Source organism: Bacillus sp. G402 (assembly GCF_051172515.1).
Lineage (GTDB): Bacteria > Bacillota > Bacilli > Bacillales > Bacillaceae > Bacillus > Bacillus altitudinis.
The window spans coordinates 1,010,518-1,030,178 of record NZ_JBPIZC010000001.1 but is presented as its reverse complement, the minus strand read 5'-3'; the positions used below and the strand labels follow the sequence as shown (position 1 = coordinate 1,030,178).

Sequence of the window (19,661 nt, the reverse complement as noted above, 5' to 3'; positions counted from 1 at the left end):
GAAGAGTGAAAATGGCAGTTTCTGTTTCGAAAACATGATGATTGACTCTTCTTTACAGGTTTTGACGGAGCCCTGTTGTTTAAAACAGGGTTTATACTTTGTTCAGAGCAGAAAAAAATTGAGGGGAAATGGTATAATGCGTATAGTTATTAGTGGAGGCGGAACAGGCGGGCATATTTATCCTGCTCTAGCTTTTATTAAAGAAGTGAAAAGACTGCATCCTGATGTGGAATTTTTATATATTGGCACTGAGAATGGGCTTGAAAAGAAAATTGTAGAAAGAGAAAATATCCCTTTTAAATCAATTGAAATTTCAGGTTTTAAAAGAAAGCTTTCCTTTGATAATGTAAAAACAGTGATGAGGTTTCTAAAGGGCGTTCAAAAAAGTAAATCTTATTTAAAAGAATTTAAGCCGGATGCTGTTATTGGAACAGGTGGTTATGTGTGTGGTCCTGTTGTTTATGCTGCGTCTAAGCTAAAAATCCCGACGATCATTCACGAACAAAATAGCCTGCCAGGCATCACAAATAAGTTTCTGGCACGATATGTGAATAAAGTAGCCATCTGTTTTGAAGAAGCAAAGGAACACTTTCCTTCAGAAAAGGTTGTTTTTACGGGAAACCCAAGAGCCTCTGAAGTCGTCTCTATTAAAGAGGGAAAATCTCTTAAAGAGTTCGGGCTGGATGAGAAGAAAAAAACGGTTCTCATTTTTGGCGGGAGCAGAGGTGCAGCTCCAATCAATAAAGCAGTGATTGACATGCAAGATGAATTAAAGGCAAAGAACTATCAGCTTTTATATATTACAGGTGAGGTTCATTATGAAAAAGTGCTGAACGAATTAAAAGAAAAAGGTGAAGCACCGAATATGATCACAAAGCCTTTCTTGCATCAAATGCCGGAGTATTTAAAATCAATTGATGTCATTGTTGCAAGAGCGGGAGCCACAACGATTGCTGAAGTGACGGCACTTGGAATTCCGACCATCTTCATTCCAAGTCCATACGTGACCGCAAATCATCAGGAAATTAACGCAAGATCACTTGAAAAACATGATGCTGCGATCGTTTTAAGAGAATCAGAGCTTTCAGGAGATCGCTTGCTTCATGCAATTGATGAAATTGCTGGTAATGACGAGAAACTACATCAAATGAGCCGTTTAACAAAAGAACTCGGAGTACCAGATGCGGCCACACGTTTATATAATGTGTTAAAAGAAATTACGACTTCATGATGAATGATATGAGGTAAGGCGGAGGGTAATATGGAGAACTTGAAGAATGAATTATTAGAAGCGCAAGTTGGTAAAGTACTTGAAAACGAACCGCTTGCAAATCATACGACAATGAAAATAGGCGGACCGGCCGATCTATTAGTCATCCCTAAAGATGTCGATGCTGTCAAAACAATTATGGATCAGGTGAAAAAACATGATACTCAATGGACGGTCATTGGGAGAGGGTCCAATTTACTTGTTCTTGATAAAGGAATTCGCGGCGTCGTTTTAAAGCTGGGTGCTGGGCTTGATCACTTAACTGTCAATGATGAAGAGATTACAGTTGGCGGAGGCTATTCAGTTGTAAGACTTGCTACGTCTCTTAGTAAGCAGGGGTTGTCAGGATTGGAATTCGCAGCTGGTATTCCAGGTTCTATTGGTGGCGCTGTTTATATGAACGCAGGGGCACATGGATCTGACATCAGCAAGATTCTTGTGAAAGCGAGAGTCTTATTTGAAGATGGAACGATCGAGTGGTTAACTAATGAGCAAATGAACTTTAGCTATCGAACTTCTGTGCTTCAAAAGGAACGCCCTGGAATTGTTCTCGAAGCAGTGTTCAAGCTTAAACAGGACGAACGTGAGAAAATCACAAAGAAAATGCAGCAAAATAAAGATTATCGTAAGGAAACACAACCGTATAATAAACCATGCGCCGGCAGTATTTTTCGAAATCCATTACCTGAATATGCAGGACAGCTTGTAGAAAAGGCGAATTTAAAAGGATATCAGATTGGCGGGGCTAGAATTTCTGATATGCACGGAAACTTTATTGTCAACGCTGGTGGGGCGAAGGCTCAAGATGTGCTCGACTTAATTCAGTACATTCAAAAGAAAATCAAAGATGACTACAATGTAGAGATGCATACAGAAGTAGAAATTATTGGTGAAGCAAATTAAAGGCTACTACTTATGAATGATGGTATCACAGGAAAACAAACGGCATTTTTTCATGCCGTTTGTTTTCTAATCAATATGAGATAAAGAATGATCCAAAGGTGCGGACAAGCAGCTTTGAATGAGGTGAAGAGTATATATGCGGCCTGATCATGAAAATGAAAAGATCGTCAATATAGAAGAGCGAATCCCTAAAATTAAAGAACAAAGGAAGCAGAAAGCGAATCGGAGATTAATCTCTTTTATTTTGCTGTTTTTTATCATGGTTTTAATTATTGTCTATTTGCAAACACCAATCAGTAAAATTTCTTCTTTAACCATTACCGGTAATGAACATGTACCAACAAAACAGCTCGTTAAACTTTCGCAAATTAAAGAAGGCGAGACAGAGTTTTGGAATTTAAATAAAGATATGACAGCAGACCATATAAAGCAAAATAAATTGATTAAAAGTGTCAGTATTAAAAAACATTTCCCTAATAAGGTCAGTATTGCTGTCAAAGAGTATGCAAATATTGCGTATCTGCAAAAGGGACATTTTTATTATGAGCTTCTTGAAAACGGGACGGCTTTGCCAGATGAAGTAACGCCAAGTCACGCAGGACCTATTTTTGTCGATTGGGACAATAAAGAGAAATTGAAGCAAACAGTGAGAGCTCTGAATCAACTGCCGGCTTCTATTCAGGAACTAATCTCAGAAGTATATTACGTACCGACTAGCTCCAATCAATGGCTCGTTAAATTTTATATGAATGATGGAAACACCGTTATTGCATCAATTAAAACATTCGCAGATAAAATGACAACGTACCCTGCCATTGTCAAAGAGCTTTCGTCCTCTGAGAAAGGTACGATTCATATGGAAGTAGCCACCTATTTTGAAGCTTTTAAATCTAAGAAAAAGGAAGATGAACGTTGAGAGGCAAAACCGTCATATTCTCAATTGTAATGCTTGTTCTTGGATTTCTGATTTCTTTTTCATACCAATATACGAAGCAGCATCGAGCAGATGTCAATCGAACAGAACAATGGAAAAAAGAATATTCTTTGAAAAGTCAGCTAACAAAGCAAGAAAAGGCGAATCAAAAACTTGAAAAAGAACTTTATCGTCTTCAATCAAAAGTCCAAGAAACAGAGTTTGGTTTGAAAAATGAAAAAGAGCAGTATTTTAATGTTTTGGAAGATGTTGAGAAATACAGAATGTTTACAGGAGAAATAGGTGTAAAAGGGAAAGGGGTAAAAGTATCTCTTGAAGATGCATCTTATATCCCGAGTGGACAAAATGTCAATAATTACATTGTGCATGAGAGCCACATTTTCCATGTGATAAACGAACTATTTATATCAGGGGCATCTGCTGTAGCTATAAACGGACAAAGAATCACACACCAATCATACATACATTGTAACGGTCCAGTCGTCACGGTTGATGGTGTTCAACATCCAGCACCATTTGTCATTTCTGCTATTGGAGATCCAGCTGTTTTAATTCCTGCATTAAACATTGCAGGCGGGGTGGTTGATCAGCTGACAAGTGATCATATTTCCATGACGATTGAAAAGAAGGATATTCGTATGAATCCTCTTCTAAGAAACAAAGATTAAATGTGAAAAGGTGAGTGGTGTTGAGGAAAAAGAAGCCATTACTTAGTTTGACAGTCCTGATGGTCATATTTGGCATCATGGTCTCCATCCAGTTTAACTCTCTACAAAAGCCTAAAGTTCGCGATACTCGAGACGTTTGGGAATTAAGAGAGGATTTATCTGCATCTAAAAGTAAGGAACTGGATTTATTGAAAGAAATTGATAAATATGATGAAATGCTAAAAAAGTATGGCAACCAAGAAGATCAATCCAAAGAAGCACAATTAACAAAAACGTTGAAGGATTTGAAAGAAAAGGCTGGTTTTACAGAGGTAACGGGTGAAGGAGTTGAAATAGAAATTACTCAGCTTTTTTCTAAGGAACTTACCGGAGAAGAAGTCAAAAATATACCACCTGATCTTCTGAAAAAATTAATCAACGAAGCCAATATGTTTGGGGCAAAACATATTTCCATTAATGAACACCGGGTGATTAACACCAGTGTTATTCGAGATATTAATGGTACGACGAAAATGGATGGTTACAGCATAGATGGTGATACAGTCACTATTAAGATGGTCAGCGAGCAGGCCGATAAATTATACAGCCGTTTAAATGTATCAGATATTGGTGATTTGTTTGCTCAGGAAAATTTCAGTTTGAGTATTAGACCGCCGAAGAAAAACATTCATTTAAAAGCATTTGACGGTACAATTCAGTTAAATGAATTGAAGCCTCTTGACGATGTAAAGGAGGGAAAATCTTAATGTGGCTTCCTGTACTTGGTCTAATCATAGGAGTTGCGATCGGTTTCTTAACGAATTTTACGATACCGAATGAGTATTCTAACTATCTTTCCCTCGCTGTACTTGCTGCGCTTGATACATTGATTGGTGGAATCAGAGCACATCTGCAAGGGGCATACGATGAACTAGTGTTTGTATCAGGTTTCTTCTTTAATATTATACTCGCAATAAGTTTAGCTTTTCTGGGCGTCCATCTTGGTGTAGACTTGTATTTAGTCGGAATGTTTGCATTCGGTGTTAGATTGTTTCAAAATATCGCCGTTATTCGAAGAATTCTACTAACAAAATGGACAATTTCTAGAGAAAAAAAGAAAAAAAGTGAGTCATAAAAAAGGATATACATATGATGTAACGAATATTTTCAGTAATCCTAATAAAAAATGTTGATTTTTTAAGTTTTGTTACACACTTGTAAAAACACATTCATTGTATTGTTGTTCAGCAAATAATAGAATAGAAAGTATTGATATGTGAGGAGGTGCCATAGAATGAACAACAATGAAATTTACGTCAGCCTTGACATCGGTACATCCAATATAAAAGTCATCGTCGGAGAAATGGCGGATGATTCGCTTAACATTATAGGTGTTGGAAATGTCCCTTCAGAGGGGTTAAAAAAAGGATCGATTGTTGATATAGATGAAACAGTTCATTCTATTAGACAAGCATTTGAACAGGCTGAGAGAATGGTAGGTTTTCCTTTACAAAAGGCGATAGTCGGAATTAACGGAAACCACATTCATATTCAAAATACGAGCGGCGTGGTCGCAGTGTCTAGTGAAAATAAAGAAATACATGCTGAAGATGTGAGACGTGTCTTGGATGCTGCACAGGTAGTATCTATTCCGCAAGAACATCTCGTAGTAGACGTCATTCCGAGACAATTTATCGTCGACGGAAGAGATGAGATCACAGATCCGAAAAAAATGCTAGGTGTACGGCTAGAAGTGGATGGATCGTTAATCACAGGTTCTAAAACGATTCTACATAACTGGCTCCGATGTGTAGAGCGGGCTGGTATTGAAATTATGGATATTTGCTTGCAGCCACTCGCATCGGGTTCAGCAGCGTTATCGAAAGATGAAAAAAATCTAGGGGTAGCTCTTGTCGATATTGGCGGCGGCTCTACCACGATATCCGTATTTGAAAACGGGCATCTCTATTCTACTCACAGTATCCCATTGGGCGGAGAGAACATTACAAAAGATTTGTCTATAGGACTTAGAACTTCCACTGAAGAAGCTGAACGAATCAAAAAGCAATTTGGGCATGCATTCTATGATGAGGCATCGTCTGAGGAGACATTTGAAGTTTCCGTCATCGGTACGGACCAAAAGCAGACGTATACACAACTTGAAGCAGCCAATATCATCGAAGCGCGATTGGAAGAGATTCTGCTTTTTGTGGCAGAGGAATTACGCAATATGGGTGTCCATGATTTGCCTGGCGGATTCGTTCTAACAGGTGGACAGGCAGCTATACCAGGTATCCTTTCTCTGGCACAAACGGTCCTACAAAACAATGTAAGAATCGCAAGTCCTAATTATATTGGGGTCAGGGAACCTCAATATATGACAGGAGTGGGCTTGATCCATTTTGCTTATCGCAATGCAAAGATTCAGGGCAGACAGGTTGGATTCCAAATGCCAGATGAAGCATTTCATGAAGTAGGCGCGTCCATGGAGCCGGTTTCTTCTACACCACAAGTAAAAGAAGCTCAGCCAAGACCGAAAGTGAAACAAAAAGCGCAACAAGAGACAAATAAAAAACCGGGCAAAATGAAAAAACTATTTAATATGTTCTGGGAATAGAACTAGATTTTCGACGGATTAGGAGGATTCAGCATGTTGGAGTTTGAAACAAATATAGACGGCCTAGCATCAATTAAAGTAATCGGTGTAGGTGGCGGCGGAAATAATGCTGTCAACCGAATGATTGAAAATGACGTACAGGGTGTCGATTTTATTGCAGTGAATACAGATGCACAGGCGTTAAACTTATCAAAAGCAGAAACAAAAATGCAAATCGGTGCTAAGCTGACAAGAGGGCTTGGAGCAGGTGCGAATCCTGAAGTTGGTAAAAAAGCTGCTGAAGAAAGTAAAGAACAAATTGAAGAAGTCCTAAAAGGCGCTGACATGGTCTTTGTCACAGCTGGTATGGGCGGTGGAACTGGTACGGGTGCTGCACCTGTCATTGCGAAAATCGCAAAAGATTCTGGAGCCTTGACAGTTGGAGTTGTGACTCGTCCTTTCACATTTGAAGGAAGAAAGCGTCAGCTTCAAGCAGTTGAAGGAATTGCTTCTATGAAAGAAGCAGTTGATACGTTAATCGTGATTCCAAACGATCGCCTGCTTGAAATTGTCGATAAAAACACGCCAATGCTTGAAGCATTCCGTGCAGCAGATAACGTGTTAAGACAAGGTGTTCAAGGGATCTCAGATCTCATTGCAACACCAGGTTTAATTAACCTTGACTTTGCTGACGTGAAAACGATCATGTCTAACAAAGGTTCAGCTCTTATGGGAATTGGTGTCGCAACAGGCGAAAACCGTGCTGCTGAAGCAGCGAAAAAAGCCATTTCTTCACCACTTCTTGAAACAGCGATTGATGGAGCACAAGGTGTTATCATGAATATTACTGGTGGTACGAACCTTAGTCTTTATGAGGTACAAGAAGCAGCGGATATTGTTGCATCAGCCTCTGATGAAGATGTCAACATGATCTTTGGATCTGTCATTAATGATAACTTGAAGGATGAAATTGTGGTCACAGTCATCGCAACCGGTTTTATTGAGCAAGAGCCGGAAGTGACAAAACCTCAAAGAAATCCATTAGGACAAGGATTAAAGCAAAATCAATCCATTCCACAAAAGCGTGAAGTAAAACGTGAGGAACATCAGCAAACATCATCACAACCAAGACAAAATACACAGTCAAGTGATGATACATTGGATATCCCAACGTTCTTACGTAACCGCAACAAACGATAAGCAAACACGATTCATCCCCTTCCTTTGGAAGGGGTTTTTTTATGTCGTCATGGTGAGAAGATCCTGCGTCTGATTGATATAAAAGTCTTGTTTTCGCGTGTTATTTGGAACTATTGTATGTGTTTTGGCTCGAGTCTTTTAAGTCAAAAGAATCATTTTTAATTCCCTTTACAAAAAACGACAAAATGTTGAACTTTATTTGACTACATTAATGAGAACACCATGAATCTTGTCATGATCAAAAAGAAGGGGGAGGGGCAGGATACACACTGTTTGACCATTTGAGGAGGAGGGATTTTATTGAAAGTGAAGTTTCGTAAAACCGCCGTCTATCGTTTCATGAGTCTTTTGGTGATTGGTATTTTAACGATGACAAGCTTTGGGATGGTTCAAGCAAAATCGACTTCTACCTCATATCAGGAGGAAGCTGTTTCCTCTAAGACAACAAAAGCCAAGATTTCTTCGAGATTAAAGAAGCAGTTTCAAAAGGAAGATAAGGTGACCTTCTTAGTCAAAATGAAGGAACAAACGAATGTACAAAAAGTAGCAAAAGAAGCTGTATCAAAAGCAAAAAAACAAAAATTAACCGCGGCTAAAACGCAGTACACAAAAAGATCAGCCGTTGTATCTGAGCTGAGAGCAACATCTGATGAAACGCAGCAAGCGCTCCTAGCGTATTTACAAAAGGAAAAAAAGAATAAGCAAGTGAATGATATTCATTCCTACTATATTGTGAATGGTCTAGCTGTGACGGCAACAAAAGAAGTGATGGAAAAGGTTGCTTCTTTTCCTGAAGTAGCTCAAGTGTTGCCGAATGAAACACGTCAACTTCATCGTCCTGTTGATTTGAAGCATGCTAAGCCAAACAAACAAATCAAAGCAGTAGATGGAGTTGAATGGAATATTGCTCAGGTGCATGCACCAGAAGCGTGGGATTTAGGCTATGACGGGACTGGAACCGTTGTGGCAAGTATTGATACAGGTGTCGAATGGGATCATCCTGCGCTAAAAGAAAAATACCGCGGGTTTGACCCTGCTCGTCCGAACGAACCATCTCATGAACTGAATTGGTATGATGCCACAACAGGCTCTGAAGTCCCTTATGATGACTTGGAGCATGGGACCCATGTGACAGGCACAATGGTTGGTTCTGAGCCAGACGGAAAAAATCAAATTGGGGTCGCACCGGGAGCAGAATGGATTGCAGTGAAAGCTTTTTCAGAAGATGGCGGTACAGATGCTGATCTGTTAGATGCCGGTGAGTGGATTTTAGCCCCGAAAGATCAAAACGGAAATCCTCACCCAGAAAAGGCACCCGATGTTGTGAATAATTCGTGGGGCGGTGGACCAGGTCTTGATGATTGGTATAAAGATGTAGTGAATGCTTGGAGAGCAGCAGACATCTTTCCAGAATTTTCAGCCGGTAATACCGATTTATTCAATCCAGGCGGTGCGGGTTCGATTGCAAATCCTGCTAACTATCAAGAAGCCTTTGCTACAGGCGCAACAGACCAGGACAACAAGTTAGGGTCTTTCTCCCTTCAGGGTCCTTCTCCATATGGCGTAATGAAACCAGATATTGCGGCTCCGGGAGTAAACATTCGTTCTTCGATCCCGGGAAAAGGATATGAGGATGGGTGGAATGGTACATCGATGGCAGGTCCGCATGTCTCAGCAGTTGTTCTTCTTCTTCGCCAAGTGCAATCAGACCTTTCTGTTGATGAAATACAGCAAATTCTCATTGAGACAGCGAAACCACTGACAGATCAGCAATTTCCTGAATCCCCTAACAATGGCTATGGGGCAGGGTTGGTTGATGCAAGAGAGGCGATTACGGCTTTAACCAATGGAATCGGTACGATTGAAGGTCAGGTGACAAAAGAGGGAGAAGATACAGAACCACCTGTTTTTTCACATAAAGGTCCGAATGAAATTTTTGCTGCAACGCCAACCCCATTAACCATCACTGCAGAAGATGGGATAGCAGTGACAAATGTTTCTTTGACTTACCGAGTAGATCAAGGTGAGTGGGAGACGCTGAAAGCCAACCGCACGGATGGAAATCATTTAAAAGGAACCTATACGGTGCAGCTCCCTGAACTTGAGGGGGAAAACGTGACATACCGATGGATTGTGAAAGATTTTGGAGGAAATGAAGCGGCATCAGATTCTTATACACTTCCAATTAAAACATCCATCACCACTGGCTACTCACAAGATTTTGAAGCATGGCCAAGTGGATGGTTCAGTGGTGGAACAAAAGATCCGTGGCAGTGGGGAAAACCGTCCACAGGTCCAAAACAAGCATTTAGCGGGGAACATGTCTATGCCACCAATTTAGACAGTCCTTATGAAAATAAAACGGACGCCAATTTGTCTATGCCGCTCATTGCTGTACCAGATTCAGGTTCTTCCTACCTGCAATATCAATACTGGCATGATCTCGAAGCCAATTATGATTATGTGCATGTCTATGTACAGCCAGAGGGTGAAGACGCCGTTCAAGCGTCTGCTTATACGGGGAAAACAAATGCGTGGACAGCAGGCGAAGTTGATTTATCTGCTTATAAAGGTCAAAAAGTGAGAGTCCTGTTTCAGATAAGAACAGATGGCAGTGTCACAAAAGATGGCTTTTATTTAGATGATGTGAAAATCACAGATGAGGCTTTGTCTCAACAAGCCAAGAACCAGCTAGGTGTGATCAAAAAAGAAAAATCCACAAGCCAGAATAAGAAATCAGTTGATCCAAAAAAGGCAAAGCCTGCTAAAGTAAAAAATAAACATGTACACATTCAAAAGCAAAACAGTCATGATGCTCCGTCTATTCAAGCTCTTCCAATGAGAGCGCAAATCAGTGTTCTAGAAAGCGGAAAATCAACTTCCACCGATGAAGCGACAGGGAAATATCAGCTGTCTCAAGGAGCAGGAGAATGGACAGTGAAAGCGGAAGCTTACGGCTTTGAATCACGGTCCCAAAAAGTCAAAGTGGCATCAAAAGAAACAGCAGAAGCGAATTTCTCCTTACAGCCGCTAGAGAAACGAACGATCTCCGGCACGGTCGTCAATGAAACAACTGGTGAAAAGGTGAAGAATGCAACTGTTTATCTTGTGGAAGACGCAAAAATTGAGCCGGTGAAAACAGATGAATCCGGTGAATTTTCTCTAGAGGCATTAAGCGGTGTCTATACAGTCAAAATTTTTGCAAAGGGGTTTAAAGGCTATACGTTTTCAGCGGATGTGACGGAAAAGCCACTTGAAAAGTCAGTGAAACTTGAGCCCTTTATCGGTTTTCCGGGAGAGATTGGCTACGATGATGGAACGGCTGAAAATGCACGGGCTTTCTACGATCCTGGCAATGGTTGGGCTGTGAAGTTTTCATTAGAAAAAGGAAAGAAACAAGCACAAGTCACAGGTGGCCTTTTCCGGTTTTGGACATCAGAATGGCCAGCTCCTGGAGGCGATGAATTTGCTGTTGAAGTATATGATGCTTCTGGGAAGGGTGGCGCACCAGGTGAGAAAATCGCAGGACCTTTAAAAGCAAATGCACTGCGTAATGGTGAATGGACAAAAGTAGATTTAGAAGATCAAGCCATTACAGTGGATGGCGATTTCTATCTTGTTTATATTCAAACGAAAAAGAATACCGAATCTCCGGGACTTGCCACAGATGAAGATGGCCCTAATGCTGAAAGAAGCTGGCAGCTGACGAGCGGTGCTTTTTCTCCTTCTCCGAAAGAAGAGGGGAATTATATGATTCGTGCGCTCGTAAACTATGAAGCAGATGTACCAGAAATCACTTCTCCAAAGGAAGGAACCATTACAAATCAAGGTGAATTGACGATTGAAGGCACGGCCTCTCCGGGTCTCGATGTGGCCATTTATCAAAATGATGAAGAGGTGGCCAACGTCAAATCAGATGAGTCGGGTACTTTCAAAGAAAATGTATCTGTTCCAAGTGGAGAGCATGTCTTCACGGTGGCGACTGTAACGGATAAAGGCTCAACAAAACATTCCAAGCCAGTCAAGGTGATCATCGATCAAACAGCACCGACGTTGACCATTGATACACCGAAAAAAGGTGACAAGTCTAATAGAGAATCACTCACGGTGGAAGGGAAAGTAGCGGATGATTATCTAGACCAAGTCACAGTCAATGGAAAAAAAGCGACCGTAAAGGATGGGGCATATTCTGCAAGGGTGCTACTTGAAAATGGGAAAAATACAATCAAAGTGACAGCAAAAGATGCAGCTGGAAACAAAACGACTAAAAAGGTCGACATCGATGTACAATATGATGCACCTGTCATTTCTGAATTAACGCCAAAAGAGAATATGAATCTATCATCAGGTGAATCGGTTAAGATTTCATTTAAAAGCAGGGAAAAGCTAGATGCCACCTTTGTTCTTCATATGCCGCTGACAAATGCTAGATCAAAACTTCAAAACACAACCGAACTGCCGATTCGTGAAGTAGCACCGGGAACGTATGAAGGCTACTGGACGGCGACATCTATTGCAAAAGCAAAAGGTGCAGTGATTGAAGTCATTGTCAAAGATGATTATGGAAATGTCACAAGACAGAAGGCAGAAGGAACACTCACCATCAATGAGAAAGAATGACAGCGAAAAAGACACGACTCATCGGAGCGTGTCTTTTTTTTGTGCAATTGATAGAGGAGACACTTGTCCAACAAATCATCCTGATGTTCTTTCTGTTTCATACGTCGACAAAAACGATAACAATCCACCAAAAGTTCTCTATCATCCCCTACAAGAATTGACAGACTTCCATCCTATGACTGTTTTATACTGGTACAAACAAGTGCAAGTACTGCTTTTGATTCTTTGTTTCAGATGAAAGGAGCAGAAGGTGGTCATTTATTTAGATGTCATTTGGCTGTTAAACTTTTGTTTTGATCTATTGCTGCTCTTACTCACGGCATTTATTCTCAAACGACAAGTGAAAAAAAGGCGATATATGTTAGGAGCTCTCATTGGATCGAGCATTGTTCTCTTGCTCTTTACGCCATTTGCAATGATTGTGTCGCACCCTTTAGGCAAACTGCTTTTTTCTGTCTTGATCGTGCTTGGAACCTTTGGCTTTCAAAGATTTCGTTCCTTTTTTCAAAACCTGTTTGCTTTTTACTTTGTCACATTTTTGATGGGAGGGGGCATGATCGGGGTTCATTCGTTTTTGCAGACAAATACAGTCATTCAAGATGGACTGCTTATTTCACAAAATGATGGATTTGGTGATCCCATTAGCTGGCTTTTTGTTCTCACTGGCTTTCCGGCCATTTGGCTGTTTTCAAAGAAACGATTAGGAGAGGTTGGTGCGAAAAAAAGACAATATGACGAACAAGTACTTGTGGAGATACACATTCAAGGAGAAACGATCCGCTTAAATGGTCTGGTCGATTCTGGAAATCAGCTGTATGATCCATTGACGAAAACACCTGTCATGATCGTCCAGCTCGATCAGCTCACATCTATTTTCGGAGAGCCATTTATAGAAAAAATGAAACAGTTTCATCCTGTTGAAGTGATGCAAAAGCTTGATGACCATTTTCCGCTGCTTGATCGTTTAAGACTCGTTCCATATCGCGCAGTCGGTCATGATCACGGGTTTCTACTATGCTTTAAACCAGATACGGTCGTCCTTTATACAAAAACGCATATGATCCAGCCAGCGAAGTGTTTTGTTGGGATGAGTCTAAGTGGATTATCAGCAGATCAGGAATTTCAATCCATCATTCATCCAGAGATGTTAGACGGAAAAATGATACAAGGGGTGTCGTAGTTTTTTTGTGATGTCTTTTATCTTACGAAGTCAACTGGACATTTAGAAGGGAGAAGAAGATGAAAAAATTAAAATTTAAACTCACTTACTACTGGTATAAACTCCTCATGAAGCTAGGGCTAAAGAGTGATGAGATTTATTATATTGGTGGAAGTGAGGCACTGCCTCCGCCGTTATCAAAGGATGAAGAACAAGAATTGCTCGTTAAATTACCAAAAGGGGATCAAACAGCAAGAGCCATTTTGATTGAACGAAACTTGCGATTGGTCGTTTATATCGCAAGAAAATTTGAAAACACAGGCATTAACATTGAGGATTTGATTAGTATCGGAACGATAGGCCTCATAAAAGCAGTAAATACGTTTAATCCAGAAAAAAAGATCAAACTGGCCACATATGCGTCTAGATGTATTGAAAATGAGATTTTGATGTATTTGCGCCGAAATAATAAAATCCGTTCAGAAGTATCCTTTGATGAACCGCTTAACATCGACTGGGACGGTAATGAACTGCTTTTATCAGATGTACTTGGGACAGATGATGATATTATCACCCGCGATATTGAAGCAAATGTCGATAAAAAATTACTGAAAAAAGCGTTAGAACAATTAAACGATCGTGAAAAACAGATCATGGAACTGAGGTTCGGTTTAGTTGGCGGTGAAGAAAAAACACAAAAAGATGTTGCCGACATGCTTGGTATTTCTCAGTCCTATATTTCAAGGCTCGAAAAAAGAATTATTAAACGATTGCAAAAAGAATTTAATAAGATGGTCTAAAAAAAATTTTTTGAAAGCTTTATCCCTGCACTGTCAAAGGGATCACCATTTTTTCACATCTTTCTCGTCGTAGACCGTGCATATTTTTCCATCCCACGGAGATACTGAACTTTGTACAACAGCTCCTGTAGGGAGGGAAAAAAGTGTCCAGAAATAAAGTGGAAATCTGCGGAGTCGACACCTCCAAACTGCCTGTTCTGAAAAACGACGAGATGAGAAAATTATTCAGACAGCTGCAAGATGAAGGTGACGATACAGCAAGAGAAAAGCTAGTTAATGGCAATTTGCGGTTGGTTTTAAGTGTGATCCAGCGTTTTAACAACAGAGGCGAGTATGTTGATGATCTCTTCCAAGTAGGCTGTATCGGATTAATGAAATCAATTGATAATTTTGATTTAAGCCACAATGTCAGATTTTCAACTTATGCGGTTCCTATGATCATAGGAGAAATCCGTCGATACTTGCGCGATAACAACCCTATCCGGGTGTCTCGTTCACTAAGAGATATTGCCTATAAGGCGCTTCAAGTCCGTGAGAGACTGATTAGTGAGACAAGCAAGGAACCAACGGCAGAAGACATTGCCAAAGTGTTAGAAGTCCCTCATGAGGAAATTGTTTTTGCCCTAGATGCCATTCAAGATCCTGTTTCTTTGTTTGAACCGATTTATAATGACGGAGGAGATCCGATTTATGTGATGGATCAAATTAGTGATGAACGGAACAAAGATACACAATGGGTAGAAGAATTGGCCTTAAAAGAGGGAATGCGCAGATTGAATGATCGAGAAAAAATGATTCTTCGTAAACGCTTTTTCCAAGGCAAAACACAAATGGAAGTGGCAGAAGAAATCGGCATTTCTCAAGCACAAGTATCAAGGCTTGAAAAAGCAGCAATCAAACAAATGAATAAAAATATTTTTTAAAGCCGCCACTAATGTGCGGCTTTTTTCATTCTTTTTAGAGAACCCATTTCTAGTATTGACTCTGTTATTTTTTTCATTTAATCTGTTTTTAACAAATGTTATTTGAAATATCATTTGTGAGGGAATAGAGAAGCGGAAAGAAGGGTTATTATGACATTCCATGATGAAAGAAGGCTGCTCATTAAGGTTGCGCATATGTACTATGAAGAAGGCGCCACTCAATCTAAAATTGCAGAAGCTGTTGGGGTTAGCCGTTCGCTCATATCGAAATATTTGGCAAAAGCACGTGAAGCAGGAATCGTGGAAATCATTATTCATGATGAAGTGAATCAACAATATGGTTCGTTAGAAAGAAAAATAGAGCGAAAATACGGGCTGCGAGAAGTCGTGTGTGTGGAATCTCTCAGTCAAGAAACAACAAAAAGTCGAATAGGAGCTGCGGCTGCGGGCTTTTTATTAAAAGTCATGAAGGATGGACAAGTCATCGGTTTTTCATCAGGGACCACCTTGCATGAAATGGCGAAAGCGCTTACGTCTGTTCAGCATTTTCCGTCTGTGACATTTGTTCCGCTAGTCGGAGGCGTCGGAAATGAAGATGTTGATATTCATGCCAACTATATTATTGGAAGATGCTCAGAAGCACTCAAATCAAAATGTGAGTTTTTACATGTGCCTGTCATGCTTGATACGAAAGAAGCGAAAGATGTACTCATTAGACAGCCGTCGATCAAAAAAGTCATTAAATTAGGAGAATCATCAAATATCGCGGTCGTAGGAATAGGCGGTGTTCCGCAACATTCAACGATGGTGAAATCCTATATGACAAGTGGTGAGGAAGATATCCTGCAAGCGAAAGATGTCGCGGGTGACATTTGTTATAACTTTATTGATCATAAAGGTGAAGTGTATCCGCATCCGTGGAACGACCGGGTGATGGGGATCAGTCCTCAAAAACTGAAAGAGATCCCGCTTGTGATTGGTGTCGCTGGAGGAGAAGAAAAAATTGAAGCGATCAGGGCAGCGTTAGAAGGTGGATTAATTCATGTGTTAATTACAGATGAACAAACCGGAGATGCCCTATTAAAGTAACTACCTAAGCCGATTAGGTAGTTTTTTTGAGTCTTTAGACTCAAAAAGATTGAAAATTTTATCGATTTTATCTTGACACAAAGTTGACACATCATATAAACTAAGTTCATAACAAATGATAAATAAAATAACAAATGTTACAAGAAACAGATTTTTGTTAATTTTTATAACATTTGTTAAAAGTTTCAGATTATTTTTCTAGCAATCTATTGTGAAGCAAGAAAACCTGAAAGGATGATTTAGATGTCAATTTATCAACAATTGTTAGCACGAGAACGCAGCGGAGATCCAATCAAAGTTGGGATAATCGGGGCAGGCCAAATGGGGTTTGGACTCATTTCACAAATTTCTAAAATTCCAGGCATGATTGTCGCAGGTGTTTGTGATATTCATCGTAGTGCAGCTGAGAAAGCAGCGAATTTTTACAAGCAACATGCGAAACCACATCAAATGGTCGTCACAAATGATTACAGAGAAGTGATTCAATCAGATTCTGTGGAAGTCGTTGTGGATGCAACAGGTGTTCCAGAGGTCGGAGCAAATATTTCTTTGGAAGCGCTTAATTCAAAAAAACATCTCGTTCTTTTAAATGTAGAAGTCGATATAACGATCGGTTTGGTCATGCATAAATTATTCACGAATGCAGGACTTGTTTACTCTGGATCAGCTGGAGATGAACCAGCAGCAACGCTAGAACTATATGAATTTGCAAAAACAATGGGTCTTGAAGTATTGGTTGCTGGGAAAGGTAAGAACAACCCATTCTTCCCAGAAGCAAACCCAGATACGTGTAAAGCTGAAGCAGATAGTAAACATATGAGTGCCCACATGCTGGCAGCATTCCAAGACGGAACAAAAACGATGGCAGAAATGAACCTATTAAGTAATGCAACAGGACTTTTGCCTGATAAAGTCGGCATGCACGGAGTAGAAGCGAATTTAGAAAATGTAGCAGATAAATTAAATCAAAAACAGCAAGGCGGCGTACTGGATAACTTCGGAGTCGTTGAATATGTAAACGGACTGGCGCCAGGTGTCTTTGTCATCGTCAAGAGTGATCTTGAGCCAGTAGATGAAGAGCTTCGTTACTTAAAAGTTGGAAAAGGTCCTCACTACACACTGTATCGTCCTTTCCACTTAGCAAGCCTTGAAACACCAGTGACGATCGCAAAAGCAGTCTTACAACACGATTCTTCAATCCATCCAATTGGTGTACCAGTATCAGAAACTGTCGCTGTGGCGAAAAGAGATATTAAAGCAGGAGAAACACTTGATGGTATTGGCGGATACTCCGTAAGAGGTGTACTTGAAACACATCAAGACATGAAAGCGAACGGCCACATCCCAATTGGCTTAATCAGCGGAAAAGTGGTAGCGAAAAAAGATATCAAATTGGGGCAATTCCTATCTCATGATGATGTAGAACTTGATTCAAACACAACGGTCTGGAAGCTGCGTTCATTACAAGATCACTTATTTCAATCATAAGGACGTGAGGCTATGGAAAAATTAGCAATCGTACTTTGCATTATTCTGATTGTGCAGTATGGTTTATCGTTTATTCAAATCAAGTACTACCGCAAAAGCATGGATTCACTGATTGACGACTATAAAGGGAAACAAGGCTATCACTTGTTTTCAGGAATGGAGCGGCGCAAATTTGGTCCTGGAGCCATTGCGCTCATCATTGTCGATGAATCATACATCATTCAAAAGTGTCATGTGCTGGGTGGCGTCTCGATTTTGTCTAAATTTAAGGAACTGCCTTCCTATGAAGGAAAACATGTGGGGGCTGTGCTTGATGAGCATCACATGATGAAACAAACATTGAAAAAGCGCAAAAGGGGACCAGCTGTCATGCAAGCACTCTCCATGGCAGCGGAGCAGGCGCTTGTCTCGATTTCTAAAAAAAATATAACAAATGTGAACTAAGAAAGGGGAGATGAAACATGGAATGGATTCAATGGTTTGGAGAGCACTTTATCGGGATGTTTGAAGCCGGCGGAAAGCAATTCATGGGTCTTGTTACAGGTATCGTTCCAACGCTTGTTGTGTTACTTACTTTCACTTATGCTGTCATGAAGTTTATTGGAGAAGAGCGAGTGAATAGAGCGATTCAGTTTGCAGCGAAATATACCATTTTGCGCTATACGTTAATGCCGATCTTATCCGTTCTTATTTTGACAAACCCAATGGCTTATACGTTTGGCCGCTTCTTACCTGAAAAACAAAAACCAGCATTCTATGATTCAGCTGTTTCATTTGTTCATCCGGTGACATCGCTGTTCCCGTATGCCAACGCAGGAGAACTGTTTGTCTACTTAGGAATTGCGAACGGGATTAAAGAAGCTGGATACTCTATGTCAGAGCTGGCTGTTCGTTACTTCTTAGTCGGGATCGTTGTCATTTTACTTCGCGGAATCATTACGGAATGGATCACAAAGTACTTAGCAGGAAAAATGAAAGCGAATTCACAATAGGGGAGGGTTAGACATGACAAACCACAAAGTATTTGTTGCAAAAGGTGCTGGCGGATGGGGAAAAGGATTAGAGCTTGAACCAACCGGTAAAAGAAGAAAGGTCGTTTCCATTACAGGAGGAGGCATTCACCCAGTTGCACGTAAAATTGCAGAAATGACAGGGACAGAAGCATGTGATGGCTTTAAAAATTCTATACCAGAAGATGAAATGATGTGTGTTGTCATTGACTGCGGAGGAACAGCGCGAATCGGACTTTATCCAATGAAACGCATTCCAACTGTCGATGTGCTGGCATCCTCTCCTTCTGGACCGCTTGCAAAACACATTACAGAGGATATCTTCGTATCAGGTGTCACAGAAAAAGATATTTCCTTTGCGGAAGCATCTGATAGTGAAGGGAATGTAGAAGGTCAAGAAAGCAGCGGCCCAATTGACAAAGAGAATTTCAAAGAAACCTATTCAAAATTGAAAGAGGAAAATATCGAACGTCAAGAAAAAGGGAATTTCCTCATGAGATTCTCAAGAGGAATCGGAAAAGTAACCGGCACATTCTATCAAGCTGGTCGTGATTCTGTTGATATGCTCCTTAAAAACATTATTCCATTCATGGCCTTTGTCAGTATGTTAATTGGAATTATCAATTATACAAAAATCGGTGATCTGATTGCCCATTTCCTTTCACCTTTGGCAGGATCTTTATGGGGGCTCTTACTGCTCGTTGTTGTCTGTACCTTACCGTTCCTATCGCCTGTCTTAGGACCTGGGGCAGTCATCGCACAAGTCATCGGTGTACTGATTGGTAGTCAAATTGCACTAGGAAACATTCCGCCTCAATTTGCTCTTCCAGCACTGTTTGCGATCAACGGTCAAGTAGGGTGTGACTTTATCCCGGTTGGGCTATCACTTGGTGAAGCAAAGCCGGAAACGGTACAATATGGGGTACCAGCTGTTTTGTATAGCCGTCTCATTACAGGCGTTCTATCTGTTGTGATCGCATACGTTGCCAGCTTCGGTATGTATTAAACGTATTAAAGGAGGA

The 19,661-nt window shown here is 40.5% G+C and carries 17 protein-coding genes; all 17 read left to right on the top strand.

Translation table 11 applies throughout. The features are described 5' to 3' along the window. The first annotated feature begins 136 nt into the window (after positions 1 to 136). The 17 genes from murG to srlE all read left to right on the top strand — a co-directional run bounded on the left by murG (position 137) and on the right by srlE (position 19,645). Complete coding sequence (gene murG / locus ACSBQP_RS05395; protein WP_008344982.1) at positions 137 to 1,231, top strand: undecaprenyldiphospho-muramoylpentapeptide beta-N-acetylglucosaminyltransferase; 1,095 nt, start codon at positions 137 to 139, stop codon at positions 1,229 to 1,231. 30 nt (positions 1,232 to 1,261) lie between these two features. After that, the gene (gene murB / locus ACSBQP_RS05390) at positions 1,262 to 2,173 is read left to right on the top strand and encodes a UDP-N-acetylmuramate dehydrogenase (RefSeq protein WP_007499764.1); all 912 of its coding nucleotides are present in this window, start codon (positions 1,262 to 1,264) and stop codon (positions 2,171 to 2,173) included. 136 nt (positions 2,174 to 2,309) lie between these two features. Next, positions 2,310 to 3,089: a cell division protein FtsQ/DivIB gene (locus ACSBQP_RS05385; protein ID WP_017359362.1), complete on the top strand. Its 780-nt coding sequence runs from the start codon at positions 2,310 to 2,312 to the stop codon at positions 3,087 to 3,089. Further along, positions 3,086 to 3,775, top strand: coding sequence for a DUF881 domain-containing protein (locus tag ACSBQP_RS05380; protein ID WP_007499760.1), 690 nt, complete (start codon positions 3,086 to 3,088; stop codon positions 3,773 to 3,775). The genes ACSBQP_RS05385 and ACSBQP_RS05380 overlap by 4 nt, the downstream gene beginning before the upstream one ends. A gap of 20 nt (positions 3,776 to 3,795) precedes the next feature. Beyond that, positions 3,796 to 4,521, top strand: coding sequence for a DUF881 domain-containing protein (locus ACSBQP_RS05375; RefSeq protein ID WP_025207297.1), 726 nt, complete (start codon positions 3,796 to 3,798; stop codon positions 4,519 to 4,521). After that, on the top strand, positions 4,521 to 4,889 hold the full coding sequence (locus ACSBQP_RS05370; RefSeq protein WP_003210988.1) for a small basic family protein: 369 nt from the start codon (positions 4,521 to 4,523) through the stop codon (positions 4,887 to 4,889). Before ACSBQP_RS05375 ends, ACSBQP_RS05370 begins: the two co-directional genes overlap by 1 nt. A gap of 159 nt (positions 4,890 to 5,048) precedes the next feature. Further along, a complete protein-coding gene (gene ftsA, locus ACSBQP_RS05365; protein ID WP_007499754.1) occupies positions 5,049 to 6,371 on the top strand; it encodes a cell division protein FtsA in 1,323 nt (440 codons plus the stop codon). Positions 6,372 to 6,404: 33 nt separating this feature from the next. Continuing rightward, complete coding sequence (gene ftsZ / locus ACSBQP_RS05360; protein ID WP_007499752.1) at positions 6,405 to 7,550, top strand: cell division protein FtsZ; 1,146 nt, start codon at positions 6,405 to 6,407, stop codon at positions 7,548 to 7,550. Between the two features lie 300 nt (positions 7,551 to 7,850). Beyond that, entirely contained in the window at positions 7,851 to 12,170 is a 4,320-nt protein-coding gene (locus ACSBQP_RS05355) for a S8 family serine peptidase (RefSeq protein ID WP_435028238.1), read from the top strand. A gap of 250 nt (positions 12,171 to 12,420) precedes the next feature. Beyond that, positions 12,421 to 13,350 carry a sigma-E processing peptidase SpoIIGA gene (gene spoIIGA / locus ACSBQP_RS05350; protein ID WP_017367198.1) on the top strand — a complete coding sequence of 310 codons (930 nt, stop codon included), beginning with the start codon at positions 12,421 to 12,423 and terminating at the stop codon, positions 13,348 to 13,350. A 59-nt stretch (positions 13,351 to 13,409) separates the two neighbouring features. Next, entirely contained in the window at positions 13,410 to 14,129 is a 720-nt protein-coding gene (gene sigE / locus ACSBQP_RS05345) for an RNA polymerase sporulation sigma factor SigE (RefSeq protein ID WP_007499746.1), read from the top strand. 143 nt (positions 14,130 to 14,272) lie between these two features. Continuing rightward, positions 14,273 to 15,052 carry an RNA polymerase sporulation sigma factor SigG gene (gene sigG, locus ACSBQP_RS05340; protein ID WP_003211879.1) on the top strand — a complete coding sequence of 260 codons (780 nt, stop codon included), beginning with the start codon at positions 14,273 to 14,275 and terminating at the stop codon, positions 15,050 to 15,052. Between the two features lie 150 nt (positions 15,053 to 15,202). Beyond that, positions 15,203 to 16,141, top strand: coding sequence for a sugar-binding transcriptional regulator (locus ACSBQP_RS05335; RefSeq protein WP_052320394.1), 939 nt, complete (start codon positions 15,203 to 15,205; stop codon positions 16,139 to 16,141). 243 nt (positions 16,142 to 16,384) lie between these two features. Then, positions 16,385 to 17,629, top strand: a complete 1,245-nt coding sequence (locus tag ACSBQP_RS05330; RefSeq protein WP_435028237.1) for an NAD(P)H-dependent oxidoreductase — start codon at positions 16,385 to 16,387, stop codon at positions 17,627 to 17,629. A 12-nt stretch (positions 17,630 to 17,641) separates the two neighbouring features. Further along, a complete protein-coding gene (locus tag ACSBQP_RS05325) occupies positions 17,642 to 18,073 on the top strand; it encodes a transcriptional regulator GutM (RefSeq protein ID WP_008354650.1) in 432 nt (143 codons plus the stop codon). A gap of 17 nt (positions 18,074 to 18,090) precedes the next feature. Further along, positions 18,091 to 18,621 (top strand): PTS glucitol/sorbitol transporter subunit IIC, encoded by a 531-nt coding sequence (srlA, locus tag ACSBQP_RS05320; protein ID WP_003210918.1) that lies wholly within the window; start codon positions 18,091 to 18,093, stop codon positions 18,619 to 18,621. A gap of 13 nt (positions 18,622 to 18,634) precedes the next feature. Continuing rightward, positions 18,635 to 19,645: a PTS glucitol/sorbitol transporter subunit IIB gene (gene srlE, locus ACSBQP_RS05315; RefSeq protein ID WP_024720315.1), complete on the top strand. Its 1,011-nt coding sequence runs from the start codon at positions 18,635 to 18,637 to the stop codon at positions 19,643 to 19,645. Positions 19,646 to 19,661: the final 16 nt, after the last annotated feature.

Coding starts and splice junctions, on each gene's coding strand:
- murG (WP_008344982.1), top strand. CDS start 137: ATGCGTATAGTTATTAGTGGAGGCGGAACAGGCGGGCATATTTATCCT.
- murB (WP_007499764.1), top strand. CDS start 1,262: ATGGAGAACTTGAAGAATGAATTATTAGAAGCGCAAGTTGGTAAAGTA.
- ACSBQP_RS05385 (WP_017359362.1), top strand. CDS start 2,310: ATGCGGCCTGATCATGAAAATGAAAAGATCGTCAATATAGAAGAGCGA.
- ACSBQP_RS05370 (WP_003210988.1), top strand. CDS start 4,521: ATGTGGCTTCCTGTACTTGGTCTAATCATAGGAGTTGCGATCGGTTTC.
- ftsA (WP_007499754.1), top strand. CDS start 5,049: ATGAACAACAATGAAATTTACGTCAGCCTTGACATCGGTACATCCAAT.
- ftsZ (WP_007499752.1), top strand. CDS start 6,405: ATGTTGGAGTTTGAAACAAATATAGACGGCCTAGCATCAATTAAAGTA.
- sigE (WP_007499746.1), top strand. CDS start 13,410: ATGAAAAAATTAAAATTTAAACTCACTTACTACTGGTATAAACTCCTC.
- ACSBQP_RS05335 (WP_052320394.1), top strand. CDS start 15,203: ATGACATTCCATGATGAAAGAAGGCTGCTCATTAAGGTTGCGCATATG.
- ACSBQP_RS05330 (WP_435028237.1), top strand. CDS start 16,385: ATGTCAATTTATCAACAATTGTTAGCACGAGAACGCAGCGGAGATCCA.
- ACSBQP_RS05325 (WP_008354650.1), top strand. CDS start 17,642: ATGGAAAAATTAGCAATCGTACTTTGCATTATTCTGATTGTGCAGTAT.
- srlA (WP_003210918.1), top strand. CDS start 18,091: ATGGAATGGATTCAATGGTTTGGAGAGCACTTTATCGGGATGTTTGAA.
- srlE (WP_024720315.1), top strand. CDS start 18,635: ATGACAAACCACAAAGTATTTGTTGCAAAAGGTGCTGGCGGATGGGGA.